Origin of the sequence: Streptomyces sp. NPDC018029, assembly GCF_044327655.1 — a bacterium.
Lineage (GTDB): Bacteria > Actinomycetota > Actinomycetes > Streptomycetales > Streptomycetaceae > Streptomyces.
This window is the reverse complement of sequence record NZ_JBIRFV010000003.1, coordinates 667,518-690,909: the sequence shown is the minus strand read 5'-3', so window position 1 is coordinate 690,909 and position 23,392 is coordinate 667,518. Positions and strand designations below refer to the sequence as shown.

19 protein-coding genes and 1 riboswitch are annotated in these 23,392 nt (G+C 70.0%); of the genes, 9 read left to right on the top strand and 10 right to left on the bottom strand.

What is annotated here, in order from left to right:
* The first annotated feature begins 147 nt into the window (after positions 1–147).
* Complete coding sequence (gene nagB, locus ACH4D5_RS11785) at positions 148–933, top strand: glucosamine-6-phosphate deaminase (protein WP_398301032.1); 786 nt, start codon at positions 148–150, stop codon at positions 931–933.
* A gap of 507 nt (positions 934–1,440) precedes the next feature.
* Here the strand turns inward: nagB and ACH4D5_RS11780 are convergent.
* From ACH4D5_RS11780 to ACH4D5_RS11765, 4 genes are all read right to left on the bottom strand, one after another.
* Positions 1,441–2,949 carry a glycoside hydrolase family 3 protein gene (locus ACH4D5_RS11780; RefSeq protein ID WP_398301030.1) on the bottom strand — a complete coding sequence of 503 codons (1,509 nt, stop codon included), beginning with the start codon at positions 2,947–2,949 and terminating at the stop codon, positions 1,441–1,443.
* A gap of 6 nt (positions 2,950–2,955) precedes the next feature.
* Positions 2,956–3,786, bottom strand: coding sequence for a carbohydrate ABC transporter permease (locus ACH4D5_RS11775; RefSeq protein WP_398301028.1), 831 nt, complete (start codon positions 3,784–3,786; stop codon positions 2,956–2,958).
* Positions 3,783–4,772 carry a carbohydrate ABC transporter permease gene (locus ACH4D5_RS11770; protein WP_398301026.1) on the bottom strand — a complete coding sequence of 330 codons (990 nt, stop codon included), beginning with the start codon at positions 4,770–4,772 and terminating at the stop codon, positions 3,783–3,785. Before ACH4D5_RS11770 ends, ACH4D5_RS11775 begins: the two co-directional genes overlap by 4 nt.
* Before the next feature lie 94 nt (positions 4,773–4,866).
* A complete protein-coding gene (locus ACH4D5_RS11765) occupies positions 4,867–6,141 on the bottom strand; it encodes an extracellular solute-binding protein (RefSeq protein WP_398301024.1) in 1,275 nt (424 codons plus the stop codon).
* Positions 6,142–6,467: 326 nt separating this feature from the next.
* Here ACH4D5_RS11765 and ACH4D5_RS11760 point away from each other — a divergent pair, with 326 nt between their 5' ends.
* The 8 genes from ACH4D5_RS11760 to ACH4D5_RS11725 all read left to right on the top strand — a co-directional run bounded on the left by ACH4D5_RS11760 (position 6,468) and on the right by ACH4D5_RS11725 (position 16,011).
* Entirely contained in the window at positions 6,468–7,250 is a 783-nt protein-coding gene (locus ACH4D5_RS11760) for a GntR family transcriptional regulator (RefSeq protein WP_398301448.1), read from the top strand.
* Between the two features lie 99 nt (positions 7,251–7,349).
* Positions 7,350–9,500, top strand: a complete 2,151-nt coding sequence (locus tag ACH4D5_RS11755) for a carbon starvation CstA family protein (protein WP_398301022.1) — start codon at positions 7,350–7,352, stop codon at positions 9,498–9,500.
* Positions 9,497–9,694: a CstA-like transporter-associated (seleno)protein gene (locus ACH4D5_RS11750; RefSeq protein ID WP_398301020.1), complete on the top strand. Its 198-nt coding sequence runs from the start codon at positions 9,497–9,499 to the stop codon at positions 9,692–9,694. Before ACH4D5_RS11755 ends, ACH4D5_RS11750 begins: the two co-directional genes overlap by 4 nt.
* 110 nt (positions 9,695–9,804) lie before the next feature.
* Positions 9,805–10,059 (top strand): DUF3311 domain-containing protein, encoded by a 255-nt coding sequence (locus tag ACH4D5_RS11745; protein ID WP_398301018.1) that lies wholly within the window; start codon positions 9,805–9,807, stop codon positions 10,057–10,059.
* Positions 10,056–11,684, top strand: a complete 1,629-nt coding sequence (gene mctP, locus ACH4D5_RS11740) for a monocarboxylate uptake permease MctP (RefSeq protein ID WP_398301017.1) — start codon at positions 10,056–10,058, stop codon at positions 11,682–11,684. The genes ACH4D5_RS11745 and mctP overlap by 4 nt, the downstream gene beginning before the upstream one ends.
* An 80-nt stretch (positions 11,685–11,764) precedes the next feature.
* The gene (locus ACH4D5_RS11735; RefSeq protein ID WP_398301015.1) at positions 11,765–12,265 is read left to right on the top strand and encodes a GNAT family N-acetyltransferase; all 501 of its coding nucleotides are present in this window, start codon (positions 11,765–11,767) and stop codon (positions 12,263–12,265) included.
* A 54-nt stretch (positions 12,266–12,319) separates the two neighbouring features.
* Positions 12,320–12,450: riboswitch (cobalamin riboswitch) on the top strand.
* Between the two features lie 130 nt (positions 12,451–12,580).
* Positions 12,581–14,989 (top strand): ribonucleoside-diphosphate reductase subunit alpha, encoded by a 2,409-nt coding sequence (locus ACH4D5_RS11730; RefSeq protein WP_398301013.1) that lies wholly within the window; start codon positions 12,581–12,583, stop codon positions 14,987–14,989.
* The gene (locus ACH4D5_RS11725; RefSeq protein WP_398301011.1) at positions 14,989–16,011 is read left to right on the top strand and encodes a ribonucleotide-diphosphate reductase subunit beta; all 1,023 of its coding nucleotides are present in this window, start codon (positions 14,989–14,991) and stop codon (positions 16,009–16,011) included. Before ACH4D5_RS11730 ends, ACH4D5_RS11725 begins: the two co-directional genes overlap by 1 nt.
* A 67-nt stretch (positions 16,012–16,078) precedes the next feature.
* Here ACH4D5_RS11725 and ACH4D5_RS11720 read toward each other — a convergent pair whose 3' ends face one another.
* The 6 genes from ACH4D5_RS11720 to ACH4D5_RS11695 form a co-directional block, all read right to left on the bottom strand.
* On the bottom strand, positions 16,079–17,455 hold the full coding sequence (locus ACH4D5_RS11720) for a cytochrome P450 (RefSeq protein WP_398301009.1): 1,377 nt from the start codon (positions 17,453–17,455) through the stop codon (positions 16,079–16,081).
* Positions 17,452–18,576, bottom strand: coding sequence for an epi-isozizaene synthase (gene cyc1, locus ACH4D5_RS11715; RefSeq protein ID WP_398301007.1), 1,125 nt, complete (start codon positions 18,574–18,576; stop codon positions 17,452–17,454). Before cyc1 ends, ACH4D5_RS11720 begins: the two co-directional genes overlap by 4 nt.
* A gap of 315 nt (positions 18,577–18,891) precedes the next feature.
* Positions 18,892–19,542 (bottom strand): peptide deformylase, encoded by a 651-nt coding sequence (def, locus tag ACH4D5_RS11710; protein ID WP_398301005.1) that lies wholly within the window; start codon positions 19,540–19,542, stop codon positions 18,892–18,894.
* 63 nt (positions 19,543–19,605) lie between these two features.
* Positions 19,606–20,586, bottom strand: coding sequence for a hypothetical protein (locus ACH4D5_RS11705; RefSeq protein ID WP_362996329.1), 981 nt, complete (start codon positions 20,584–20,586; stop codon positions 19,606–19,608).
* Positions 20,587–20,724: 138 nt separating this feature from the next.
* Complete coding sequence (locus tag ACH4D5_RS11700; RefSeq protein WP_398301003.1) at positions 20,725–22,017, bottom strand: HD-GYP domain-containing protein; 1,293 nt, start codon at positions 22,015–22,017, stop codon at positions 20,725–20,727.
* On the bottom strand, positions 22,014–23,372 hold the full coding sequence (locus ACH4D5_RS11695; protein WP_398301001.1) for an HD-GYP domain-containing protein: 1,359 nt from the start codon (positions 23,370–23,372) through the stop codon (positions 22,014–22,016). Before ACH4D5_RS11695 ends, ACH4D5_RS11700 begins: the two co-directional genes overlap by 4 nt.
* Positions 23,373–23,392 lie beyond the last annotated feature (20 nt).

The following is a 23,392-nucleotide window of genomic DNA, read 5'->3' as shown; positions in this document are numbered from 1 at the left end:
GGCGGGGCGGAGAGTCGAGCATGGATCGAAGAGCGGCGGAATCGGCTGTTCTGGCGATGCCGCACTGCTGTTCCAGCGGCGCAGCTCTGCTAGATTGGTCTATACCACCAGTACTTTCGAGCCCCTCTCCAGATCGGCAGGCCCAGCGTGGAAGTTGTCATCGTCCCGGACGCCACGGCAGGCGGCGAGCTCATCGCGGAGGCCATGGCCGCCCTGGTGCGTCGTAAGCCTGACGCCCTGCTCGGTGTCGCCACCGGCTCCACCCCGCTGCCCATCTACGAGGCGCTGGCCGCCAAGGTCGCGTCCGGTTCCGTGGACGCCTCGCGGGCGCGCATCTGTCAGCTCGACGAGTACGTGGGGCTGCCGCCCGGGCACCCCGAGTCGTACCGCTCCGTGGTGCTCCGCGAGGTCGTCGAGCCGCTCGGGCTGAGCGAGGCCTCCTTCATGGGGCCGGACGGCAGCGCCGAGGACGTGCAGGCGGCCTGCGTGGCGTACGACAAGGCGCTGGCCGAGGCCGGTGGTGTGGATCTCCAGCTGCTCGGGATCGGCACGGACGGGCACATCGGGTTCAACGAACCGTGCTCGTCGCTCGCCTCCCGGACGCGCATCAAGACGCTGACGGAGCAGACGCGGGTGGACAACGCGCGCTTCTTCGACGGGGACATAGACCAGGTCCCGCACCACGTCATCACCCAGGGGATCGGGACGATCCTGGAGGCGCGGCATCTGGTGCTGCTCGCCACGGGTGAGGGCAAGGCGGACGCGGTGGCCGCGACGGTGGAGGGGCCGGTCGCCTCGGTCGTGCCCGCCTCCGCGCTGCAGCTGCACCCGCACGCCACGATCGTGGTGGACGAGGCCGCCGCGTCGAAGCTGAAGCTGGCGGAGTACTTCCGGCACACGTACGCGAACAAGCCGGAGTGGCAGGGCCTGTAGAAACGACGGCGGCAACGCACGAAAAGGGGCGCCCCCGTCGGGGGCGCCCCTTTCGCGTAGAGGGCGGACCGGCTCCGCGTACGGGCCGGCTCCGCGTGCGGGCAGACCGGCTCCGCGTGCGGACAGGCCAGCTCCGCGTACGAGCGGACCAGCCCCGCCTGCGGACAGGCCGTCTCCGCGTGCGGGCAGGCCGACTCCGCCTACCGGAGAGACCGGCCCCGCCTGCGGACAGGCCGGCCCCGCCTGCGGGTAGACCAGCTCCGCGTGCGGGCGATCCGGCTCCGCGTGCGGCCTGGCCAGCCCCGCCTGCGGGTAGACCAGCTCCGCGTGCGGACAGGCGAGCCCTGCGTACGGGCAGGCCGACTCCGCCTGCCGGAGAGACCGGCTCCACCTGCGGACAAGCCAGCCCCGCCTGCGGGCAGACCGGCTCCACCTGCGGACAGACCAGCCCCGCCTGCGGACTGGCCAGCCCGCAGGCGGGCACACCGGCCCCGCCTGCCGGGTCGGTCAGCCTGCGGCGATGGCCTCTGCCGCTGCCTCGCCGCACACCCGGGCCGCGCCGCGCGTCGCGATGTGGAGGGCGCCGATCGGGGCGGACTGGGGGACGCCCATCTCGACCACGACCGTGTCGGGTCGGGCCGTGACGAGGGTCCGCAGGGCCTCGGCCATCCAGGCGTGGCGGTGTGCGTCGCGGACGACGGCCACGATGCGGCGCTCGCCGGCCGCCGCGAGGGCCTCGCTGCCCGAGCCTTCGCCGGAGTAGGTGGCGGACTCGGTGCCGGGGAAGCGGCGCTCCAGTTCGGCGGTGACGCCCCAGGGGGTCTCGTTGCCGACGGCGATGTTGGGGAGCGGGGAGAAGGTGGCGACGTAGGGGGCCTCGGTGACCGGGGCCGCGTATGTCTCGCCGCGGGTGACCGTCAGCGCGCGGCGGGCCGCGACCAGGCCGATGCCGGAGTCGGGCGCGCCCCCCGAACGCTCGGCCGCGCCCGGCACCTTCGTCGACGCGGCCCAGCCCGCGAGCGCCCGCACGCGGTCGGCCGCGTCGGCGAGCCGCTCCTCGGACAGTTCGCCGGAGCGCACCGCCGCGACGAAGGCGTCCCGCAGCCGCAGCACGGTTCCCTCGTCGGAGGGGCCGCCGCCCGTGCAGATCGCGTCGGCACCCGCGGCGATGGCGAGGACGCAGCCGCGCTCGAAGCCGTACGTCCCTGCGATCGCCTGCATGTCCATGCCGTCGGTGACGATGAGGCCGTCGTAGCCGAGCTCCTCGCGGAGCAGGCCGGTCAGGATGCGGCGCGAGAGCGTGCCGGGGTTCTCCGGGTCCAGGGCCGGGGCCAGCACGTGGGCGCTCATCACGGCGCGGGTGCCGGCGGCGATGGCCGCGCGGAAGGGTGCGAGGTCGCGGGAGTTCAGCACGTCCCGGTCGACGTCGATGACCGGCACGGAGTGGTGCGAGTCGATGGCCGTGTCGCCGTGCCCCGGGAAGTGCTTGGCGGAGGTGGCGACGCCGGCCGACTGCAGGCCCTCGACGTAGGCGGCGGTGTGCCGGGCCACGAGGTCGGGGTCCGAGCCGAAGGAGCGTACGCCGATGACGGGGTTGTCGGGGTTGGCGTTGACGTCGGCCGACGGCGCCCAGTTGAGGTTGATGCCGCAGGCGGCGAGGCGCCGGCCGAGGTCGGCGGCGACCTCGCGGGTCAGCGTCGTGTCGTCGACGGCGCCGAGTGCGTGGTTGCCCGGGTAGGAGGAGCCGGTGCGCACTTCGAGGCGGGTGACGTCGCCGCTCTCCTCGTCGATGGCGATCAGGAGGTCGTCACGCTGGGCGCGCAGCTGCGCGGTGAGGGCGGCCACCTGTTCGGCGGTGCGTACGTTGCGGCCGAAGAGGCTGACGGAGGCGAGGCCTTCGTCGATCCGGCGGCGCAGCCAGTCCGGTGCGGTGGTGGTGCCGTCGAAGCCGGGCTGCAGGACGGCGAGGGCGTTGCGGGTGAGGGTGTCACCGGCGTGCGTCGTGAGTGTCGTCATCAGGCGTTATCCCTTCACTGCGCCGTCGGTCAGGCCGCTGACGGCCCTGCGCTGCAGGAAGACGAAGAGGATCAGGATCGGGATGGCGAAGAGGGAGGCCGCGGCCATGGTGGCGCCCCAGTCGTCGCCGAAGGCGGTCTGGAAGCTGGACAGCCACACCGGCAGGGTCTTGGCCTCGGCTTCCTTGTTGAGCACGAGGACCAGCGGGAACTCGTTCCAGGCGGTGATGAAGCCGAAGAGCGAGGTCGACATCAGGCCCGGCGCCAGCAGCGGCAGGATCACGCGGCGGAAGGCCTGCATGCGCGTGCAGCCGTCGACCATGGCGGACTCCTCCAGCTCCTTGGGCACGGCGGCGACGAAGCCGCGGAGCGTGAGGAGGGTGAAGGGCAGGATCATCACCATGTAGAACAGGGTCAGCGGGATCAGGCTGTTCAGCATGTCGGCGTCGCGCACGATCATGTAGATCGCGATGACCATGACTTCCCAGGGCGCCATCTGCGCCAGCATGAAGCCGATGATGAAGCCGCGCCGCCCCTTGAAGCGCATCCGGGCGAGGGCGAACGCCGCGGTCACGCCGATGATGAGCGAGAAGACGACCGCGAGGATCGTCACGATGAGGGAGTTGCCGACCATGGTCCAGAAGTGGTCGGCGTCCATCGCCGTCTTGAAGTGCTCGAGAGTGGCGTCGGTCGGGAACCAGACCGGGTCCTCGGCGATGATGTCGCCGGTCGGCTTGAAGGCCGTCGCGAACATCCAGTACACGGGGAAGACGCAGAGGATGAAGATGACGACAGCGGTCAGGTTGGGCCACAGGCGGCCCATCAGCGAGCGCTTCACAGCTCGTCCTCCTCTTGCTTGAGCACGATCCGCAGGTAGAACGACGTGATGGCCAGCAGGATGACGATGGTGAGCAGCGCGATCGCGGCACCCATGCCGAAGTGCTGGTTGCCCATGCCCTCGATGTAGGCGTAGACGGGGAGGATCTCGGTGAGCCGGTCGGGGCCGCCCTCGTTGATCGTGAAGACCTGTACGAACGCCTTGAAGACCCAGATGATCTCCAGGAACGTCGTGGCGTAGAGGAAGGGCCGCAGATACGGCAGCGTCACCTGGGTGAACTGCTTCCAGGCCCCCGCGCCGTCCAGCGCCGCGGCCTCGTACAGCTCTTTGGGGATGGTGGTCGTGGCGGCGTAGAGGTTGATCGCCACGAAGGGGATGGACATCCAGACGATCAGCAGCAGGACGACGAAGAAGGTCGAGTACTGCGTGGCCAGCCAGTCGTGGTCGGCCATCGACTCGAAGCCGATCGCGGCGAGCACCCAGTTGACGACGCCGAAGCGCTGCGCGAACAGCCACTGGTAGACCGTGCTCGCCGCGACGACGGGCATCGCCCAGGTGAGTACGAGGCCGAGCAGGAGGAAAGTGCGCATCTTCCGGCCGAGGCGCGCGAGCAGCAGTCCCACCAGCGTGCCGAGCACCATGATCAGGACGACGTTGACGGCGGTGAAGACGACCGAGCGTCCCGCGACCCGCCAGAAGTCCTCGCCGGTGAGGACGTCCTTGTAGTTGTCGAATCCGTTCCACTCGGTCAAGTGCAGAATGAACTGCCGCATGTTGAGGTTCTGGAACGACAGGATCCCGTTGTTGACCAGCGGCCAGCCGAGCAGCAGCAGGGTGACGATGATCGCGGGGGCAAGAAGCAGATAGGGCGTCAGGCCGGCGAGACGCCCGGTCGCCTTGCGCGGGGCACCAGGCCGTGGCCCGCCTGCCGGTGTCTGCACCTCCGTCGGGCCGGAGGGCGGCCGTTCGGTCTTCTGCACGGTCATGCTCGCCATCTCTTTCGTGGGCATAGCGGTACGCAGAGGTATGCCGGGGGCGGCGAGGGCGTGTCACCCGCCGCCCCCGGCAAGAGGGGGGTTGTTACTGCTTCTGCGACAGGCGCTTGTTGAGCTCGCCCTCGACCTGCTTGGCGGCGTCGGCAGGCGACTTACCGTTGAGCACCGCGGTCATGTAGTTCTTGATCGGGTTCGGCGGGTTCTCCACCGCGCCCCACTCCGGGATCAGCGGGGTGGTGCCGCCGCCGGCGGTGGCGGGGGCCGCGGCCTCGGCGGCCGGGTTGCCCTTGAGGTTGGACTCCAGGGCCTTCTTGTTCGGGATCACGCCGCCTTCCTTGGCGAGCTGGCCCTCGAACTTGTCGGACAGCGCGATCTTCAGGAACTCCTTGGCGAGCTCCTGCTTCTTGCTGGTCGCGGCGACGGCGAGGTTGGAGCCGCCGAGGAAGACGCCCTCGGGCTTGTCGGCCGTGGCGCCGGGGATCGTGAAGTAGCCGATGTCCTTCTCGATCTTCTTGTTGGCCTTGATCGCGGTCGCGGCCTCCCAGCTCATCCCGATGAAGGCGCCGGTCTTGCCCTTGGCGAAGACCTCGGCCTGCTGCGGGGTGGCCTCGTCCTTGTTCTTGGGGGCCTTGGAGAGGTCCGCGAACTGCTTGTACGTCTTCATGGCCTTGCCGACCTTGGGGTCGCCGAGGTTGGAGACGTACTTGTCGCCGTCCTTCTTGACCAGCTCGGCGCCCTCACCGATGGTCAGGCCGACGAAGTGGTACCAGTTCTGGCCGGGCAGGTAGATCGGCTCGGCGTCGGTCTTCTCGCCGATCTGCTTGAGGTTCTTGAGGAACTCGGCGCGGGTCTTGGGGGTCTCCTTGATGCCCGCGTCGGCCCAGACCTTCTTGTTGTAGATGACGACGCGGTTGAGGACGAAGAGGGGGGCGGCGTACTGCTTGCCGTCCACGACCGACGACTTGTTCATCGAGTCGGTCCAGTCGGAGCCGATGGACTCCTTGAGGTCGTCGAGCTCGGCGAGACCGCCGGTCTTGGCGTATGCCGGGGTCTGCGTGTTGCCGATCTCGAAGACGTCCGGGGGGTTCTCCTCGGAGAGGGCGGTGGTCAGCTTCTGCTGGATGCCGTTCCACTGCTGGACTTCGAACTTCAGCTTCGCGCCGGTCTTCTTCTCGAAGGCCGCGGTGACGTCCTTCTGCCACTGGTCCGGCGTCGAACCGTCCATCGCCCAGAGCGTCAGGGTCTCACCCTTGAAGCTGTCGGCTCCCCCGGCCTTCTTCTCGTCGTCGTCGCTGCCGCAGGCCGCGACCGAGACCAACATGCCCGCGACACCGATGGCCGCTATGAGCTTGCGCTTCACGTTCACCCTCCTCAAGGGATGCCAGTCAACCCCCCACCCGCAGCGACCGAATGGACCGAGATCTGCCCGTGGGACTGGAACCTGGTCTTTAATGGTGTAGACCAGTACGGGGAGCTTGGCCTAGACCTTTAGGGGTGTCAAGGGTGTATAAGAAGGGCAGTCGCGTCCGTTATCGGACCGACACCTGAGCGGGCGGAGTCTTCCCCGAAGCTCTCGACTTCGCTCGACCAGGGGGCGCCCCGATGGCCCGGTACGTGCCACGATGTGAGCCGCGACAGACGGAGGAGCCGGTGACGGCAGCAGCACAGGAGCCGGAGAGGCAGCAGATGGGCACTGAGGCCGGCAGCACCGGGACCGATGTGAGCGCGCCTTCGGAGGGCCCGAGCGTCGGCCGCACCGCGCGCGTGCCCAAGTACTACCGCCTCAAGAGGCACTTGCTGGACATGACGGAGACGCTGCCGCCCGGCACCCCCGTCCCCCCGGAGCGCACCCTCGCCGCCGAGTTCGACACCTCCCGCACGACGGTCCGCCAGGCCCTCCAGGAGCTGGTCGTCGAGGGCCGGCTCGAACGGATCCAGGGCAAGGGCACGTTCGTCGCCAAGCCGAAGGTGTCGCAGGCCCTCCAACTCACCTCGTACACGGAGGACATGCGGGCCCAGGGCCTGGAGCCCACCTCGCAGCTCCTCGACATCGGCTACATCACCGCCGACGACACCCTCGCGGGGCTCCTCGACATAAGCGCGGGCGGCCGCGTCCTGCGCATCGAGCGGCTCCGGCTCGCCAACGGCGAGGCGATGGCCATCGAGACCACCCACCTGTCGGCGAAGCGCTTCCCCGCCCTGCGCCGCTCCCTGGTCAAGTACACCTCGCTCTACACAGCGCTCGCCGAGGTGTACGACGTGCACCTCGCGGAGGCCGAGGAGACCATCGAGACCTCGCTCGCGACACCGCGCGAGGCCGGGCTGCTCGGCACGGACGTCGGCCTGCCGATGCTGCTCCTGTCCCGCCACTCACAGGACGGCGACGGCCGGCCGGTGGAGTGGGTGCGCTCCGTCTACCGCGGCGACCGCTACAAGTTCGTCGCCCGCCTCAAGAGACCCACGGACTGACACCCGTCCGAGGTCTGGCGCCGGACGGCTCCGCTGCTCTACGTTCCTCCCGTCATCGCACGATGACCGTCATCGCCTGATGAGCGGGAGGACGACCCGGTGCGCAGAGCGACTCCTCGATCCATCGTCATCTGGTCCCTCGTCGCGCTGGTCGGCGCCGCGGGCTGGACCGTCCTGGCGCTCGCGCGCGACGAGGAGGTGTCGGCCGCCTGGATGGTGGCGGCGGCCCTCGGCACGTACGCCATCGCGTACCGCTTCTACGCGAAGTTCATCGCCTACAAGGTCCTCAAGGTCGACAGGACCCGCGCCACCCCGGCCGAGCGGCTCGACAACGGCATCGACTTCCACCCGACCGACCGGCGCGTGCTGCTCGGCCACCACTTCGCGGCGATCGCGGGCGCGGGACCGCTGGTCGGCCCGGTCCTCGCCGCCCAGATGGGGTACCTGCCCGGCACCATCTGGATCATCGTCGGGGTGATCTTCGCGGGCGCCGTGCAGGACATGGTCGTGCTGTTCTTCTCGACGCGGCGCGACGGCAAGTCGCTCGGGCAGATGGCGCGCGAGGAGATCGGCCCGTTCGGGGGCGCCGCCGCGCTGCTCGCCACCTTCGCCATCATGATCATCCTGCTCGGGGTGCTCGCGCTCGTCATCGTCAACGCGCTCGCCGAGTCGCCGTGGGGCACCTTCTCCATCGCGATGACCATCCCGATCGCCCTGCTGATGGGCTTCTATCTGCGGGTCCTGCGCCCCGGCCGGGTCAGCGAGGTCTCACTGATCGGCGTCGCCCTGCTGCTGCTCGCGCTCGTCGCCGGGCGCTGGGTCGCCGAGTCGTCGCTCGCCGACACCTTCACGCTGGCGCCCTCGACGCTGGTCATCTGGCTGGTGGCGTACGGCTTCGTCGCCTCGATCCTGCCGGTGTGGATGCTGCTCGCGCCGCGCGACTACCTCTCCACCTTCATGAAGATCGGCACCATCGTCCTGCTCGCGCTGGGCGTCGTGATCAGCCTGCCGACGCTGAAGATGGACCCGGTGACCGACTTCGCCTCGCGCGGCGACGGGCCCGTCTTCGCGGGCTCGCTCTTCCCCTTCGTCTTCATCACCATCGCCTGCGGGGCGCTCTCCGGCTTCCACGCGCTGATCTCCTCGGGCACGACGCCGAAGATGATCCAGAAGGAGACGCAGGTCCGGATGATCGGGTACGGCTCCATGCTGATGGAGTCGTCCGTCGCGGTCATGGCGCTCGTCGCCGCCTCGATCATCGACCCGGGTCTCTACTTCGCGATGAACGCGCCGGCGGGCGTCGTCGGCGACACCGTCCAGGAGGCGTCGAAGGCCGTCGCGGGGTTCGGGTACTCCATCTCGCCGGCCGATCTGGCGCAGGCCGCGAAAAACGTGGAGGAGTCCTCGCTGCTCTCCCGCACCGGCGGCGCGCCCACGCTCGCGGTCGGCGTCTCGGAGATCTTCTCCAAGGTCACCGGCGGCTCCATGCGGGCCTTCTGGTACCACTTCGCGATCATGTTTGAGGCGCTGTTCATCCTGACCGCGCTCGACGCGGGCACCCGCGTGGGCCGCTTCATGCTGCAGGACATGCTCGGCAACGTCTACAAGCCGTTCAGGAAGGTGAGCTGGAAGCCCGGCCCGATCATCACCAGCGCGCTCGTCACCGGCCTGTGGGGCTACTTCCTGTGGGTGGGCGTGCACGAGCCGCTCGGCGGGATCAACCAGCTCTTCCCGATCTTCGGCATCGCCAACCAGCTCCTCGCGGCCGTCGCCCTCGCCGTCTGCACCACGCTGCTCGTGAAGTCCGGACGCCTCAAGTGGGCCTGGATCACCGGTGTTCCGCTCGCCTGGGACGCGACGGTGACGCTCACCGCGAGCTGGCAGAAGGTCTTCTCCAGCGATCCGCGCGTCGGCTTCTTCCAGCAGCGCGCCAACTACCAGGACGCCATCGACGAGGGCAAGATCCTGCCGCCCGCCAAGACGATGGACGACATGCACACCGTCGTGACCAACTCGACGGTGGACGGCGTCCTTTCGGCGGCGCTCGCCCTGCTCATCGTCATCGTGATCGTGGACGCGGCTCGCGTCTGCGTCCGGCACGTCCGCAACCCCGCCGCCTCACGGCTGAGCGAAGCGCCTTATGTGCAATCGGAGTTGACCGCCCCGGCCGGGCTCTTCGCGACCGCGGAGGAGAAACGGGAACTCGCGGAGAAGCAGGAGCTCGCGGGGACGCGGGAGCCCGCCCCGTGACATGGGTGCTGCGAGGGCTGCGATGGATCCGCTGGTACGCGCGAGAGCTGACGGACGAGTCGGCGTACGACCGCTATGTGGCTCATTTGCGAAGGGACCATCCGACCGCAACCGTCCCCAGCCGCCGCGCATTTGAGCGCATGCGGACAGACCAGCAGGAGTCGGACCCCCGAAAGGGCTTCCGCTGCTGCTGAGCAGGCATATTGACTCGTCCGTTATCCGGACAGGGGTTCCATAGATCAAGACTCTCGCTTAGATTTCCCGCACGTTAAGCACGGGATAAGTGAGGGAACGGAGCCGCGATATGTCAGATGCGCCTGAAGTGAACAGACCGGTCGTCACGCCGGTCCGCGTGGTCATCGCCGTCTGCCTTGTCGCGCCGTTCGTGGCGATGCTGTGGGTGAGCTCCTACGCCAAGATCGAGCCGACCTTCATCGGCATCCCCTTCTTCTACTGGTACCAGATGCTGTGGGTGCTCATCTCCACCGTGCTCACGATGATCGCTTACAAGCTGTGGCAGCGTGACCAGCGCGCCCGCAAGGAAGGGGCGCGGTCATGAAGGACGGAGTCAACGGCGTCGCCCTCGCGGTCTTCATCTTCTTCTTCCTCGCGGTCACCGTCATGGGCTTCCTCGCGGCCCGCTGGCGCAAGGCCGAGAACGACCAGAGCCTGGACGAATGGGGCCTCGGCGGGCGGTCGTTCGGCACCTGGGTCACCTGGTTCCTGCTCGGCGGCGACCTCTACACCGCGTACACCTTCGTGGCCGTCCCCGCGGCGATCTACGCGGCGGGCGCGGCCGGCTTCTTCGCCGTGCCGTACACGATCCTCGTCTACCCGCTGATCTTCACCTTCCTGCCTCGCCTGTGGTCGGTCTCGCACAAGCACGGCTATGTGACCACCTCCGACTTCGTGCGCGGGCGCTTCGGCTCCAAGGGGCTCTCGCTGGCCGTCGCGGTCACCGGCATCCTCGCCACGATGCCGTACATCGCGCTCCAACTGGTCGGAATCCAGGCCGTCCTGGACGTCATGGGGATCGGCGGCGGCCCCGACACCAACTGGTTCATCAAGGACCTGCCGCTGCTGATCGCGTTCGCGGTGCTCGCCGCGTACACGTACTCGTCGGGGCTGCGCGCGCCCGCGCTGATCGCGTTCGTGAAGGACGGCTTGATCTATCTCGTCATCGTCGTCGCGATCATCTACATCCCGATCAAGCTCGGCGGCTTCGACGACATCTTCGCCAAGGCGGGCGAGGCGTTCTCGCAGACCAACCCGGCGACCGACAAGCCGCGGGGCGCGCTCGCGCCGCCGGAGGCCGGTCAGTGGACGTACGCGACCCTGGCGCTCGGCTCGGCCCTCGCGCTCTTCATGTACCCGCACTCGATCACGGCGACGCTCTCCTCCAAGAGCCGGAACGTGATCCGCCGCAACACCACGATCCTGCCCCTGTACTCCCTGATGCTGGGCCTGCTCGCGCTGCTCGGCTTCATGGCGATCGCGGCCGGGGTCAAGGTCGAGAACGGCCAGCTGGCGATCCCGCAGCTCTTCGAGAACATGTTCCCGGACTGGTTCACGGGCGTCGCGTTCGCCGCTATCGGCATCGGCGCGCTCGTCCCGGCCGCCATCATGTCCATCGCGGCCGCGAACCTCTTCACCCGGAACATCTACAAGGACTTCATCAAGCCCGACGCGACGCCCGAGCAGGAGACCAAGGTCTCCAAGCTGGTCTCGCTCATGGTGAAGGTGGGCGCCCTCGTCTTCGTCCTCGGCATGGACAAGACCGTCGCGATCAACTTCCAGCTCCTGGGCGGCATCTGGATCCTGCAGACGATGCCCGCGCTGGTCGGCGGCCTGTTCACCCGGTGGTTCCACCGCTGGGCGCTGCTCGCCGGCTGGGCGGTCGGCATGGTCTACGGCACGCTCGCCGCGTACGGCGTCGCCTCGCCCACGCAGAAGCACTTCGGCGGCTCGTCCGACACGATCCCGGGCATCGGCGAGATCGGCTACATCGGCCTCACCGCGTTCGTCCTGAACGTGGTCGTGACCGTGGTCCTCACCTTCGTCCTGAAGGCGCTGAAGGCGCCCGAGGGCATCGACGAGACGTCGCCGGAGGACTACACGGCGGACGCGGGCGACCCCGGTGTCATACAGGAACTCCCGAAGGCGACGGCGGGCGCCGGACACTGATCCCTGCCACCGCGCACGCGACTCGGGCCGCCGGAAAAAACCGGCGGCCCTTTGTCGTACCCGTGTTGCACACTGCGCCCATGGATTTCACGATCAGCATCAGAGAGGCACGACCCGAGGATCACGAGGCCATCGGCGACCTCACCGCGCAGGCCTATCTCTCCGACGGGCATCTGGACTTCGGAGCGGACGACCCCTATCTCGCGGTGCTGCGCGACGTGCCGTCGCGGGCGGCGGCGGCCGAGGTCCTGGTGGCCGCGGCGGACGGAAAGGTGCTCGGCTGCGTCACCTACGTACCGTCCGGCGGGCCGATGGCCGACATAGCGCGGGACGGCGAGGCCGAGATACGCATGCTGGCCGTCTCCCCCGAGGCGCGGGGCCGGGGTGTGGGCGAGACGCTCGTACGGGAGTGCGTGCGCCGCGCCGAGGAGGCGGGCCGCAGCGCGCTCGTCCTGTCCACGCAGACGTCCATGCACGCCGCCCACCGGCTGTACGAGCGCCTCGGCTTCGTGCGGACGCCCGAGCGCGACTGGAACCCGATCGAGACGGTGCCGCTGCTGACGTACGCGCTGAAACTCTAGCCGCCCCCTCTGCGGGCCGACACAAGATGTGGGCCTGCTTCAAGAGCGCGGCACAAGATGTATGCTCATGCTCGCTGTCGCCGCAGGGGAATCCGGTGCAAGTCCGGAACTGTCCCGCAACGGTAGACGTGTACGCATTTGTCGTACGCGGAGTCCGAAGACCTGCCGGCAGTGCACCCGTGCCGTCCGGCCCGGGTGCCGACCGTCCGGGCCTCGTGGAATGGGCCGGTGGACGCGGTACGCCGCCCTGCCCGGGTGCGCCCGTGTGTGCCGTCCTCTCCCCCAGGCCCAGAGCCGAGCGAGGGAGAGCTCCACGTGACCATCGCGCCTGCCGAACCTGCGTCAGCGCCGTCACAGTCGACCGCCGAGGGTACCGAAGGCACCGACGGACCCGGGGCCGCGCTGCTGCGGACCCTGACCGACCTCACCGCCGACCTCCCCGACACCGACCCCGGCCGGGTCGCCGCCGCCGCGCTGCGCGGCCGCTCGGCCCGGGCCGACGAGGCGGAGCTGCGCGAGCTGGCGACCGAGGCGGCCGCGGGGCTCATCTCGGAGGACCCTGCCTACTCCAAGCTGGCGGCCCGGCTCCTGTCGATCGGCATCCGCGAGGAGGCGGCGACACAGGGCGTGCGCTCCTTCACCGACTCCGTCGCGGTCGGCCACCGCGAGGGCCTGATCGCCGACCGCACGGCGTCCTTCGTCACCGAGCACACGGCCCGGCTCGACGCGCTGGTGGAGGCCGCGCTCGCCGACGGCGCCGACTTCCGCTTCGAGTACTTCGGACTGCGCACCCTGCACAGCCGCTATCTGCTGCGCCACCCGATCACCCGCCAGGTCATCGAGACCCCGCAGCACTTCATGCTGCGCGTGGCGAGCGGCCTCGCGGAGGACGGCAGCGAACGCGCGCTCGACGAGGTCGCCGCGCTGTACCGCCTGATGAGCCGCCTGGACTACCTGCCGTCCTCGCCGACGCTCTTCAACTCCGGCACCCGCCACCCGCAGATGTCGTCCTGCTACCTCCTCGACTCCCCGCTGGACGAGCTCGACTCGATCTACGACCGCTACCACCAGGTCGCGCGGCTCTCCAAGCACGCGGGCGGCATCGGCCTCTCGTACTCCCGCATCCGCTCCCGGGGTTCGCTGATCCGCGGGACGAACGGGCACTCCAACGGCATCGTGCCGTTCCTGAAGACCCTGGACGCCTCGGTCGCCGCCGTGAACCAGGGCGGCCGGCGCAAGGGCGCGGCCGCGGTCTACCTGGAGACCTGGCACTCCGACATCGAGGAGTTCCTGGAGCTGCGCGACAACACCGGTGAGGACCAGCGGCGCACGCACAACCTCAACCTCGCGCACTGGATCCCCGACGAGTTCATGCGCCGGGTCGCCGCCGACCAGCCGTGGTCACTGTTCTCGCCGTCCGACGTCCCCGAGCTCGTCGACCTGTGGGGCGAGGAGTTCGACGCCGCCTACCGGCGGGCGGAGGCCGCAGGGCTCGCGAAGAAGACCATCCCCGCGCGGGACCTGTACGGCCGCATGATGCGCACCCTCGCGCAGACCGGCAACGGCTGGATGACGTTCAAGGACGCCGCCAACCGCACCGCCAACCAGACGGCGGAGCCCGGCCACACCGTGCACTCCTCGAACCTCTGCACGGAGATCCTGGAGGTGACGGACGACGGGGAGACGGCCGTCTGCAACCTCGGCTCGGTGAACCTCGGCGCGTTCGTGGACCCGGCCGCCCAGGACATCGACTGGGAGCGTCTTGACGACACCGTCCGCACCGCCGTCACCTTCCTCGACCGCGTCGTCGACATCAACTTCTACCCGACCGAGCAGGCCGGCTGCTCCAACGCCAAGTGGCGCCCGGTGGGCCTCGGCGCGATGGGTCTCCAGGACGTCTTCTTCCAGCTGAAGCTGCCCTTCGACTCCCCCGAGGCGCGCGCCCTGTCCACCCGGATCGCCGAGCGGATCATGCTCGCCGCGTACGAGGCGTCCGCGGACCTCGCCGAGCGCAACGGCCCGCTGCCCGCCTGGGAGAAGACCCGCACCGCGCGCGGCGTGCTGCACCCGGACCACTACGACGTCGAGCTGACCTGGCCGGAGCGGTGGGCGGCGCTGCGCGACCGTATCGCCACCACCGGCATGCGCAACTCGCTGCTCCTCGCCATCGCGCCGACCGCGACCATCGCGTCCATCGCGGGCGTCTACGAGTGCATCGAGCCGCAGGTCTCCAACCTCTTCAAGCGCGAGACGCTGTCCGGCGAGTTCCTCCAGGTCAACGCCTATCTCGTGAAGGAGCTGAAGCGGCTCGGCGTCTGGGACGCGCAGACCCGCGAGGCGCTGCGCGAGGCCAACGGCTCGGTGCAGGGCTTCGGCTGGATCCCCGAGGACGTGCGGGCGCTGTACCGCACGGCGTGGGAGATCCCGCAGCGCGGCCTGATCGACATGGCCGCGGCGCGCACCCCGTTCCTGGACCAGGCGCAGTCGCTCAACCTGTTCTTGGAGACGCCGACCATCGGCAAGCTCTCCTCGATGTACGCGTACGCCTGGCAGTCGGGCCTGAAGACCACGTACTACCTGCGGTCGCGCCCCGCCACCCGCATCGCCCGCGCCGCCGGCGGCTCCCAGACCGCCGCCACCGCCCCCGTCCCCGCGCAGGCCACGGCCGAGGAAGCCGTCGCCTGCTCCCTGGAAAACCCCGAGTCCTGCGAGGCCTGCCAGTAATGAGCACGACGACCAACAGCGAGAAGAACCTCCTCGACCCGGGCTTCGAGCTGACCCTGCGCCCCATGCGCTACCCGGACTTCTACGAGCGCTACCGGGACGCGATCAAGAACACCTGGACCGTCGAGGAGGTCGACCTCCACTCGGACGTCGCCGACCTGGCGAAGATGACGCCCGAGGAGCAGCACCTGATCGGCCGGCTCGTCGCGTTCTTCGCGACCGGCGACTCGATCGTCTCCAACAACCTCGTGCTCACGCTCTACAAGCACATCAACTCCCCCGAGGCCCGGCTCTACCTGAGCCGTCAGCTCTTCGAGGAGGCCGTGCACGTCCAGTTCTATCTGACGCTGCTCGACACCTATCTGCCCGACCCCGAGGACCGGGCGGCTGCTTTCGATGCGGTGGAGGAGATCCCCTCGATCCGCGAGAAGGCGCAGTTCTGCTTCAAGTGGATGGACTCGGTCGAGAAGCTGGACCGCCTCGAGACGCAGGCCGACCGCCGCCGCTTCCTGCTCAACCTCATCTGCTTCGCGGCGTGCATCGAGGGCCTCTTCTTCTACGGCGCCTTCGCGTACGTCTACTGGTTCCGCAGCCGCGGTCTGCTGCACGGCCTGGCGACCGGCACCAACTGGGTGTTCCGTGACGAGACGATGCACATGAGCTTCGCCTTCGACGTCGTCGACACCGTCCGCAAGGAGGAGCCCGAGCTGTTCGACGACGCGCTCCAGACGCAGGTGACGGACATGCTGAAGGAGGCCGTCGAGGCCGAGCTGCAGTTCGCCCGCGACCTGTGCGGCGACGGTCTGCCGGGCATGAACACCGACTCGATGCGCGAGTACCTGGAGTGCGTGGCCGACCAGCGCCTCCAGCGCCTCGGCTTCGCGCCGGTCTACGGCTCCGAGAACCCGTTCTCCTTCATGGAGCTCCAGGGCGTGCAGGAACTGACCAACTTCTTCGAGCGGCGGCCTTCGGCGTACCAGGTCGCGGTCGAGGGCTCGGTCTCCTTCGACGACGAGTTCTAGACGAATCACGTCCTTATGCGGTGTGCCCGCCCCGCCCGTTCACCGGGTGGGGCGGGCACGCGCGCGTTCAGCGCGGCCGGGCCCGCAGGACGAGCCGCTTCGGGTGCAGGGTGATGCCGACCTTGGTGCGGGCGTCGGTCTCCTCGACCGGCTCCAGGCGCCACTTGGGAGCCACCGTCCCCAGGATCAGGGCGAGTTCGGCCAGGCTGAAGTGGTCGCCGGGGCACTTCCGGTTGCCGACGCCGAACGGCATCATCGCGAACTCCGGTACGTCACCGGCGCGTTCCGGATTCCAGCGGTCGGGGTCGAAGTCGAGGTGCCGCTCGAAGGAACGCGGGTCGCGCTGCATCGCGTACACGCTGTAGACGATGTCCGCGTCGGCCGGAATCGAATAGCCGCCCAGCTCGGTTTCGGCCACGGACCGGCGCGTGAATATCCAGGCGGCCGGTCGTATACGCATCGCCTCGGTGACGACATTGCGGGTGTGCGGCAGGGCCTTGAGATCGGCGAATGTGATCGCGCGATCCGGGGCCACGGAATTTACCTCTTCAACCAACCGCCTTTCCTGCTCGGGGTGTTCGGTCAGCAGCTGGAACGTCCACGCCAGCGTCGACGCCACATTCTCCGCACCCGCCACGACGAGCGATACCACGTTGTCGTGGATCTCCTGGTCGGCTATGGGCTCCCCGGCCTCGTCCGTGGCCCTGAGCAATTCCGCGAGCAGGTCGTCGGGAGTGCCCGGGCCCGCCGCGCGGCGCTCCGCGACGACCTCGTCGACGAGCGCGTGCAGGTCGGCGAGCGCGCTCTCGAACCGTCGGTTGGCGGGGGTCGGCACGCGGTGGAGCGGTCCGACCGAGAGCACCATCCGGCGGTAGAGGCCCTCGAAGACGGTGTGCAGCGAGTCGGCGATGCGGTCCGCCTTCTCCCTGATCGAGTCGACCTCCAGGAGGGAGCGCGAGACGATGCGCACGGCGGTGCGGAACATCTCCGCGCTCACGTCGACCGTGGCGCCCGGCTGCCAGCGGGCCGCCGTGGCGCGCGCCTCCTCCTCCATCACCTTGGCGTAGTCGGCGATCCGCTCGGGGCGGAAGGCGGGCTGCATCATGCGCCGCTGGCGGCGGTGCAGCTTGCCGTTGCTGGTCGCCACGCCTTTGCCGAGGAGCACCTCCAGGGTGTCCCAGAGCGGTCCGCCGACGATGTACTCGGGGTTCTTCAGCAGGGCCCCGACCAGTTGCGGATCGCACACCACGTACGCCGTCCGGGGTCCCAGCCTGATCCGTACGAGATCCCCGTGGTCGCGCAGCGCCGAGAGGAAGCCGAGCGGGTCGCGCACGAGGTTCCAGGCGTGGCCGAGCACCGGGGCCCCGCCCCGGACGAGGGGCGGGGTACGCAGTGGTCCGGGGCCGGAAGCGGGGGGCGCGGGTATCGCGGATTCGACGCTCATTCCTCACCTACCAGTTCGTTTTCCGCCAGGGCTTCTTCGGTCACGTACGGGGGGATGGACCTGTCGTCCCAGCTGTCCACCCGATAGCGGCCGGATTCGTGATGGAACCAGTACACGGAAGAGAACCAGTTCCGCATGTTGAAGACGCAGGATTTCACCGCGTCCGCGAGTTCCCTGCCGCTCTCGCCGCCGGCCGCCAATTCTTCGGCGTACAGAAGAACTTCCCGTTCGGCTTCGATGAATTCTGTGACGCATTGACTGACGCGCCTGTGAACTTCCCGCACCGCCTCTTCCAGCCTCATTCCCTCGTGCTGGATGAGGCTGATTCCGAGATTGTGCAGTTCGTCGCCCGCGAGTTCTTTCGGGAGTGAGCACAGGTCGTTGTACCAGGCCGAGAAGTCCTGGGTCGCCAGTGCCGCCCGCCGATAGGCGGGGTGTCTGCGCACGGCGTCCGGCAGCTCGTACCGTGCGGTGGGTTCGAGGAGGTCGATCCACGCCCAGTGCGCGAACGTGAGGCGGCGCAGCTCTATGTACGCCTCGACGGTGGGCACGGTGCCGAACCGGCGGTTCCTGAACTCCTGGTCGTACGCCTCGATCACCGGGTGGAAGTGCCGGGCGAACCTGGCGTTCCAGCTGGGGCTCAGGGAGGAGTACAGGCGGAGCACGCAGTCCGCGAACCCCGCGACCAGCGGATCCTTGTGGTGCACGTACTGCCGGGGTTCGTCGAGGGTGCCGTGCAGACCCCGGCAGAGCCGCCGCCACTGGGCCGTCCTGCCGTGCACCGAGTCCCGGTCGTGCCGGTCGTCCCAGGCGAAGAACCAGCTGCTGAGGTCCGCTATCGCGGTGAGCAACTCGTCCGGCGCGCCGATGTAGTAGCCGGCGACCAGATCCGTGTAGCAGAGGCTGTCCGCGTACCGCTCGACCTTGTCCGGGGGCATGAGCCGCATTTCGCGCAGCCACGTCCTGGACTTCTCCTGAAGCTTTGGCCAATACGGGTGCAGACGGCGAGGGAAGGTCGCCTCGATCACCGGAAGGGCCAGTGCAGGCGGCACCGTTACCGCCGATGACCGTGGCCGTGTGTGTGGTTGTGTCTGTGAAGTGCTTCCGGAATATGCAGGCACGAACAAACCCCTTTCAGCCGCGCTGAGGACACACGCCCCTCCCGCCGTGCCGGGCGCGCGCCGTTGCGTATCCCCGCGCTTTCCATTCAGCACCACAACTGACCGTTCAGGGAACAGATTTGCGCCATTCACTACCCCCCAGTGCCGAGAACCTCCCCGTACGTGACTGAATATGGATCACTGGCAGCCTGTTCTGCTCGCACAAGCGAGCGGCTCATGCCACGCGCATGCCAACGGCCCCTGGTCAGGGAGGAGTTCCCGAACCAGGGGCCGCTCGTGTCACGCGGTTCCCGCGCCGCTCACGCGGCGCGTGCGTCAGCCATTCGCCACCACGGGGTAGCGCGGGGTGCCTTCTTCCATCTGGCGCAACGCGTCCTTGCGCTCCCGCTTGGAGAGGCGGTCGATGTACAGGTACCCGTACAGGTGGTCCGTCTCGTGCTGGAGGCAGCGCGCGAAGTAGCCCGTGCCGCGCACCTTGATCGGGTTGCCCTTCTCGTCCTGCCCTGTCACCTCGGCGTAGTCCGGGCGGGCCAGCGGGGCGTAGGCCGTCGGGACGGAGAGGCAGCCCTCGCCCGAGTCGTCGAGGCGGCGGCGGTCGGCGGGCAGCTCCTGGAGCACCGGGTTGCAGACCACGCCGACGTGGCGCACGCCGTCGTCGTCCATGCAGTCGTAGACGAAGACCTTCAGGTCGACACCGACCTGGTTGGCGGCCACGCCCACGCCCTGCGCGACGCGCTGGGTGGCGAACATGTCGTCGATCAGCTTCGCGAGGTCGTCGTCGAAGGCCGTGACGTCCTTGCACTCCTTGTGCAGCACCGGATTGCCGACGACGGTGATCGGCCGGGACGTGCCGCGCTCGCGGTAGGCCGTCTCCCGCTCCTCGCAGTCCTCCGTGTCGATGACGAAGCCCTCGTCGTCGACGGGGAGCACCCCGCCCGAAGCCTGCTGCTCAGTGTCCTGCGCCATGTCCGCCGTACGCCTTCCTTGGAACCCTCAAGAGTTTGTGCCGGTACAGCCTACGGCGAAGTGTCAGCAGACCTCTTCGAGATCCCGCCAGTCTCGGGAATCCGGGCTGTCCGCCACCCAGCCGTCGAGCAGCCCGCGCACCAGGCCCGCGGGCGCCGCGAGGCCGCACTCGCGCTCCGGCACCCAGAGGGCGCCCGGGCTGCGGTGGCCGAGCGGGCCCGGGTGGCCCGGCTCGCTGTGGTCGTGCGGGTCCAGGTGCTCGCCGTCGCCCTCGTCGCTCGGCATCCGGGACTCGGAACACATCCGGCAGAGCAGCCGCACGGAGGACGACCAGTCCTCGGCGGCGAAGCCGGCGTCGGCCGCGAGCCGCTCCAGGGCGTCCCTGTCGTCCTCGGTGGCGGCCTCCAGGAGGACCACCCAGGTCGGCACGGGCGAGGGCGCCCACAGCTCGATCTCGTCGAACACGGGGAACGAGTGCCCGGCCGCCGTCGTCCGCTCGCCGTGCGGGACGCCGTCGTGCAGCACGACCTCGCCCCAGCGGCGCCCGGAGGAGGGCAGCGGAATGGACAGGACCTCCATGCGGGCCGGGTCGAGCCGTCGGCCCCACACGACCTCGGCCTCCCCCTCCGGGGAGAGCCGCACGGCCGCGCTGCCGAGGTCCATGCCCGTGGGCTCGCCGGAGGCGGCCACACCGCCCGGCACCCGCAGGCCGTACGCCTGCCAGGCGCGGCGGGCCAGCGGCCAGTCCTGCAGCGCGGTCGCCGCGATGCCGACGTTCCACCAGTCGGGGGCGCCCGCGGAGCGGTCGAGGAGCGCGACGGCCCGCAGTCCGGCCGCCCGCGCCTGCTCCCAGTCGTGCCGAAACTTGTGCAGCAGCGCGAGGTTGAACCAGGACTCGGACAGCCAGGGTTCGAGATCCGCCGCGCGCGTGAGCAGTGCCCCCGCGTCCTCGTACCGGCCGTCGCCGATCAGCGTGAACGCGCGGTCGGTCGCCTGCCGCCATGAGGCGGAGGGCCGGTGCCGTCCCTTGCCGAAGATCCTCACGATTCCCGCCTGATTCCCGCCTGCCACGTCATGCGTAGGTCTTGTCTCGTCCGGGCGCAGCGTCGGGTCCGTACCCCCGTGCACCCTCTTCTTCGCATCCAACCACGTACGGTCGGACGGCCGCTCATTACCCATGGGTTACCCAGCCGGGCTCGAGGTAAGGCCGTCCCTGGACAGCACCCTGGCCAGCGACTCCACGACCTCCGGCTGATAGTCGTGGCCCGTGGCCAGGCGCAGCCTCTCCAGGGCGTGGAGCGGACCGCCCAGCGCCCCTGAGGGTCCTTCTCCCCGCGCCATCTCGTCGTACGCGTTCGCCGTCCGCACAATACGTGCGGTGAGCGGCTGCTCGCGGTACGGGTCGGCCTGCCGCTCCACGACGACGGCGACCGCGGCGGACACCCCCGTCTGCCGGACGACCGCTCCGCCGAGCAGGGCTATTCGGCGCTGTTCCGCCGGGGAGAGCGTCGCGGTGGCGCCCGCGGGGACGGGGTCGACGAGGGAGAGCTGCCCGATGTCGTGCATCAGCGCCGCGTGCTCCAGGACGGTGAGGTCCGCCTCGGAGAGCCCGAGGTCCCGCCCCACGGCCCGGCTGAGACCGGCCACCCGGTGGGCGTGGCCCTGCGGGGTGTAGCCGGCGATCTCGGTGGCCCTGGCCAGGGAGGCCATGGTCTGCCGGTACGTCGCACGGACCGCCGCGTACCGCCGGAAGGACAGCTGGGTGAGCAGCAGCGGGAGGCTGAGGACGGGCAGCGCCCACAGACCGGCCACGGCCACCGCGAGCGCCATGACGGCGCCCGTCGCGCACACGGCGGAGCCGATGCCGGGCATCGCCCGCAGCTCCTCCCGCAGCAGCTGCCCGAACGGCCAGCGGGTGCGCGCGTGGGCCGTCACGGCGGCGAGGACGGCGTCGCAGAGCGCGGTGAGGACGAGCAGGGCGACGATGACGAGCGCGAAGTACGGCCCGTGCCCCACCTTCCCCCACAGCCCTGACGGCATCGAGGGCTCCCCCACCCCGAGCCTGCCCGAGTTGTAGAGGGGCTGGAAGCACGCCGCCGCGAACCCGACGGTCAGCACCCGGCGCGCCATGTGGTCCAGCGAGGGCCCGCGGCCGAGCGCCACGTTCGGCACCGCTCCGACCAGGGCCGCCGCGACGACCACGGCGATCACCTGCGGCACCCCGTGGTGCGTGGCCTGCCCTGAGCTCTCACCGAGGAGGGCGTACGCGAGCGCACCGGCGGCGCCGAGCGGCGCGGGTTCCCGGTCCTCGCCGCTCCCCCACCGGGCCAGCTCGCCGAGGGCGATGAGCACCCCGAAGGCGAGCGCGGTCCGGCCTTCGGTGATGCCGTGCCAGAGGGTCCAGGCGAGGGAGAGGAGGGCGAGCAGTCCGGCCAGGCAGGTGACCGTGTGAGGGAGCCGGGAGGGGGCCTTCACCGGGCCACCGGGCGGAACGCGGCGGGCCGCCGGGCGGACACGGTGGGCGCGGGGCCCTGCGGCCCGCCGCCGCCCTGCTCGGGCACGTCCGCCGTGACCTCGGGGTGCCAGCCGTGCCGGTCCAGGGCGCGGGCGAGCGCCCCGACCATCTCGGGGTCGAACTGCGCGCCCGCGCACCGGGTGAGCTCGGCGACGGCCGCCTCGACGGGCCTGGCCCGCCGGTAGGACCGGGTCGACGTCATGGCGTCGAACGCGTCGGCCACCGCCACCACCCGCGCGGACTCCGGGATCTGCGGCCCGGTGAGCCCGTACGGGTAGCCGCTGCCGTCGATCCGCTCGTGGTGGTGCAGGATCGCCGCCCTGGCCTCGCCGAGGAAGCCGATGCCGCGCACCATCTCGTGCCCGTACTCGGGGTGCAGTTCGATGACGCGGCGCTCCTCGGGCGTCAGCGGCCCGTCCTTCCGCAACAGCCGGGTGGGCACGCCGAGTTTGCCGACGTCGTGCAGGATGCCGGCGAACCGCAGGACCTCGACGCGCTCGTCGTCCATGCCCAGCTCGCGCGCGATCATCACGGAGGCGCGGCCGACGCGCTCACTGTGCCCGCGGGTGTACTTGTCCTTGATGTCGACGGCCTGGACGAGCGCGCGGATGGTGGCCTGGTGGGCGGCGCGCTCGCGGTGGTACTGCGCGAAGACCCAGCACGAGACGCCCATCGGGAGCAGGACGAGCAGTGCGGCGGCCGGGCCGTACGGGCTGGTCCAGAGCACCGCCATCATCAGTCCGGCGAGTCCGTGCACGGCGACGGGCGCGAGCGCCCGCGGGAAGAGCCCTCGCCAGGCGGTCCGCGCGGGGACGCGCTCGGCGGTCAGGAGGACGCCGCCGTCCAGCACGGTGAGCACGGCGGAGAAGGCCAGCACGGCGGCTCCGGCGGGCCCGAGGACGTACGGGAAGTCGGGTGCGGCACTGGCGGCGGGGCCGCCGAGGGCGGCATGGACCCGGGCGGACACCCAGGCGGCCAGGGCGAGTTGGGCGGCGCGCCAGACGCGGCGCAGCCCGCGGGGATGCCGGTCGACGCGGGCGAGCAGCGCGCCGGGGACGGCGACGAGCGCGGCGGCCGACGGCGGCAGCAGAAAGACCCCGGCGAGCAGGACGGGAAAGAAGGTGCCGAGTCCGCGCGGGGCCCGGCGGCCGACGAAGCGGCAGCGGGTGATCTGCTCGCATCCGGCGTAGAGCACGGAGAGGAGGGCGACGGCCGGCCACGACGGGCGCTCGGCGGCCGCGGGGACGGCGCAGGCGACGCCGGCCAGGGCGACGCACAGGATGTAGACGCGGGCCCGCACCGGCACCGACCGCATGGAGGTCTCCTCCCCGTTTC

Bases quoted from the DNA above. Each gene is read 5' to 3' on its own strand.
- ACH4D5_RS11760 (WP_398301448.1), top strand. From the start codon at position 6,468: ATGGGCACTGAGGCCGGCAGCACCGGGACCGATGTGAGCGCGCCTTCG.
- ACH4D5_RS11695 (WP_398301001.1), bottom strand. From the start codon at position 23,372: ATGCGGTCGGTGCCGGTGCGGGCCCGCGTCTACATCCTGTGCGTCGCC.
- ACH4D5_RS11745 (WP_398301018.1), top strand. From the start codon at position 9,805: ATGTCAGATGCGCCTGAAGTGAACAGACCGGTCGTCACGCCGGTCCGC.
- ACH4D5_RS11725 (WP_398301011.1), top strand. From the start codon at position 14,989: ATGAGCACGACGACCAACAGCGAGAAGAACCTCCTCGACCCGGGCTTC.
- ACH4D5_RS11720 (WP_398301009.1), bottom strand. From the start codon at position 17,455: ATGAGCGTCGAATCCGCGATACCCGCGCCCCCCGCTTCCGGCCCCGGA.
- ACH4D5_RS11780 (WP_398301030.1), bottom strand. From the start codon at position 2,949: ATGACGACACTCACGACGCACGCCGGTGACACCCTCACCCGCAACGCC.
- def (WP_398301005.1), bottom strand. From the start codon at position 19,542: ATGGCGCAGGACACTGAGCAGCAGGCTTCGGGCGGGGTGCTCCCCGTC.
- mctP (WP_398301017.1), top strand. From the start codon at position 10,056: ATGAAGGACGGAGTCAACGGCGTCGCCCTCGCGGTCTTCATCTTCTTC.
- ACH4D5_RS11770 (WP_398301026.1), bottom strand. From the start codon at position 4,772: ATGACCGTGCAGAAGACCGAACGGCCGCCCTCCGGCCCGACGGAGGTG.
- ACH4D5_RS11735 (WP_398301015.1), top strand. From the start codon at position 11,765: ATGGATTTCACGATCAGCATCAGAGAGGCACGACCCGAGGATCACGAG.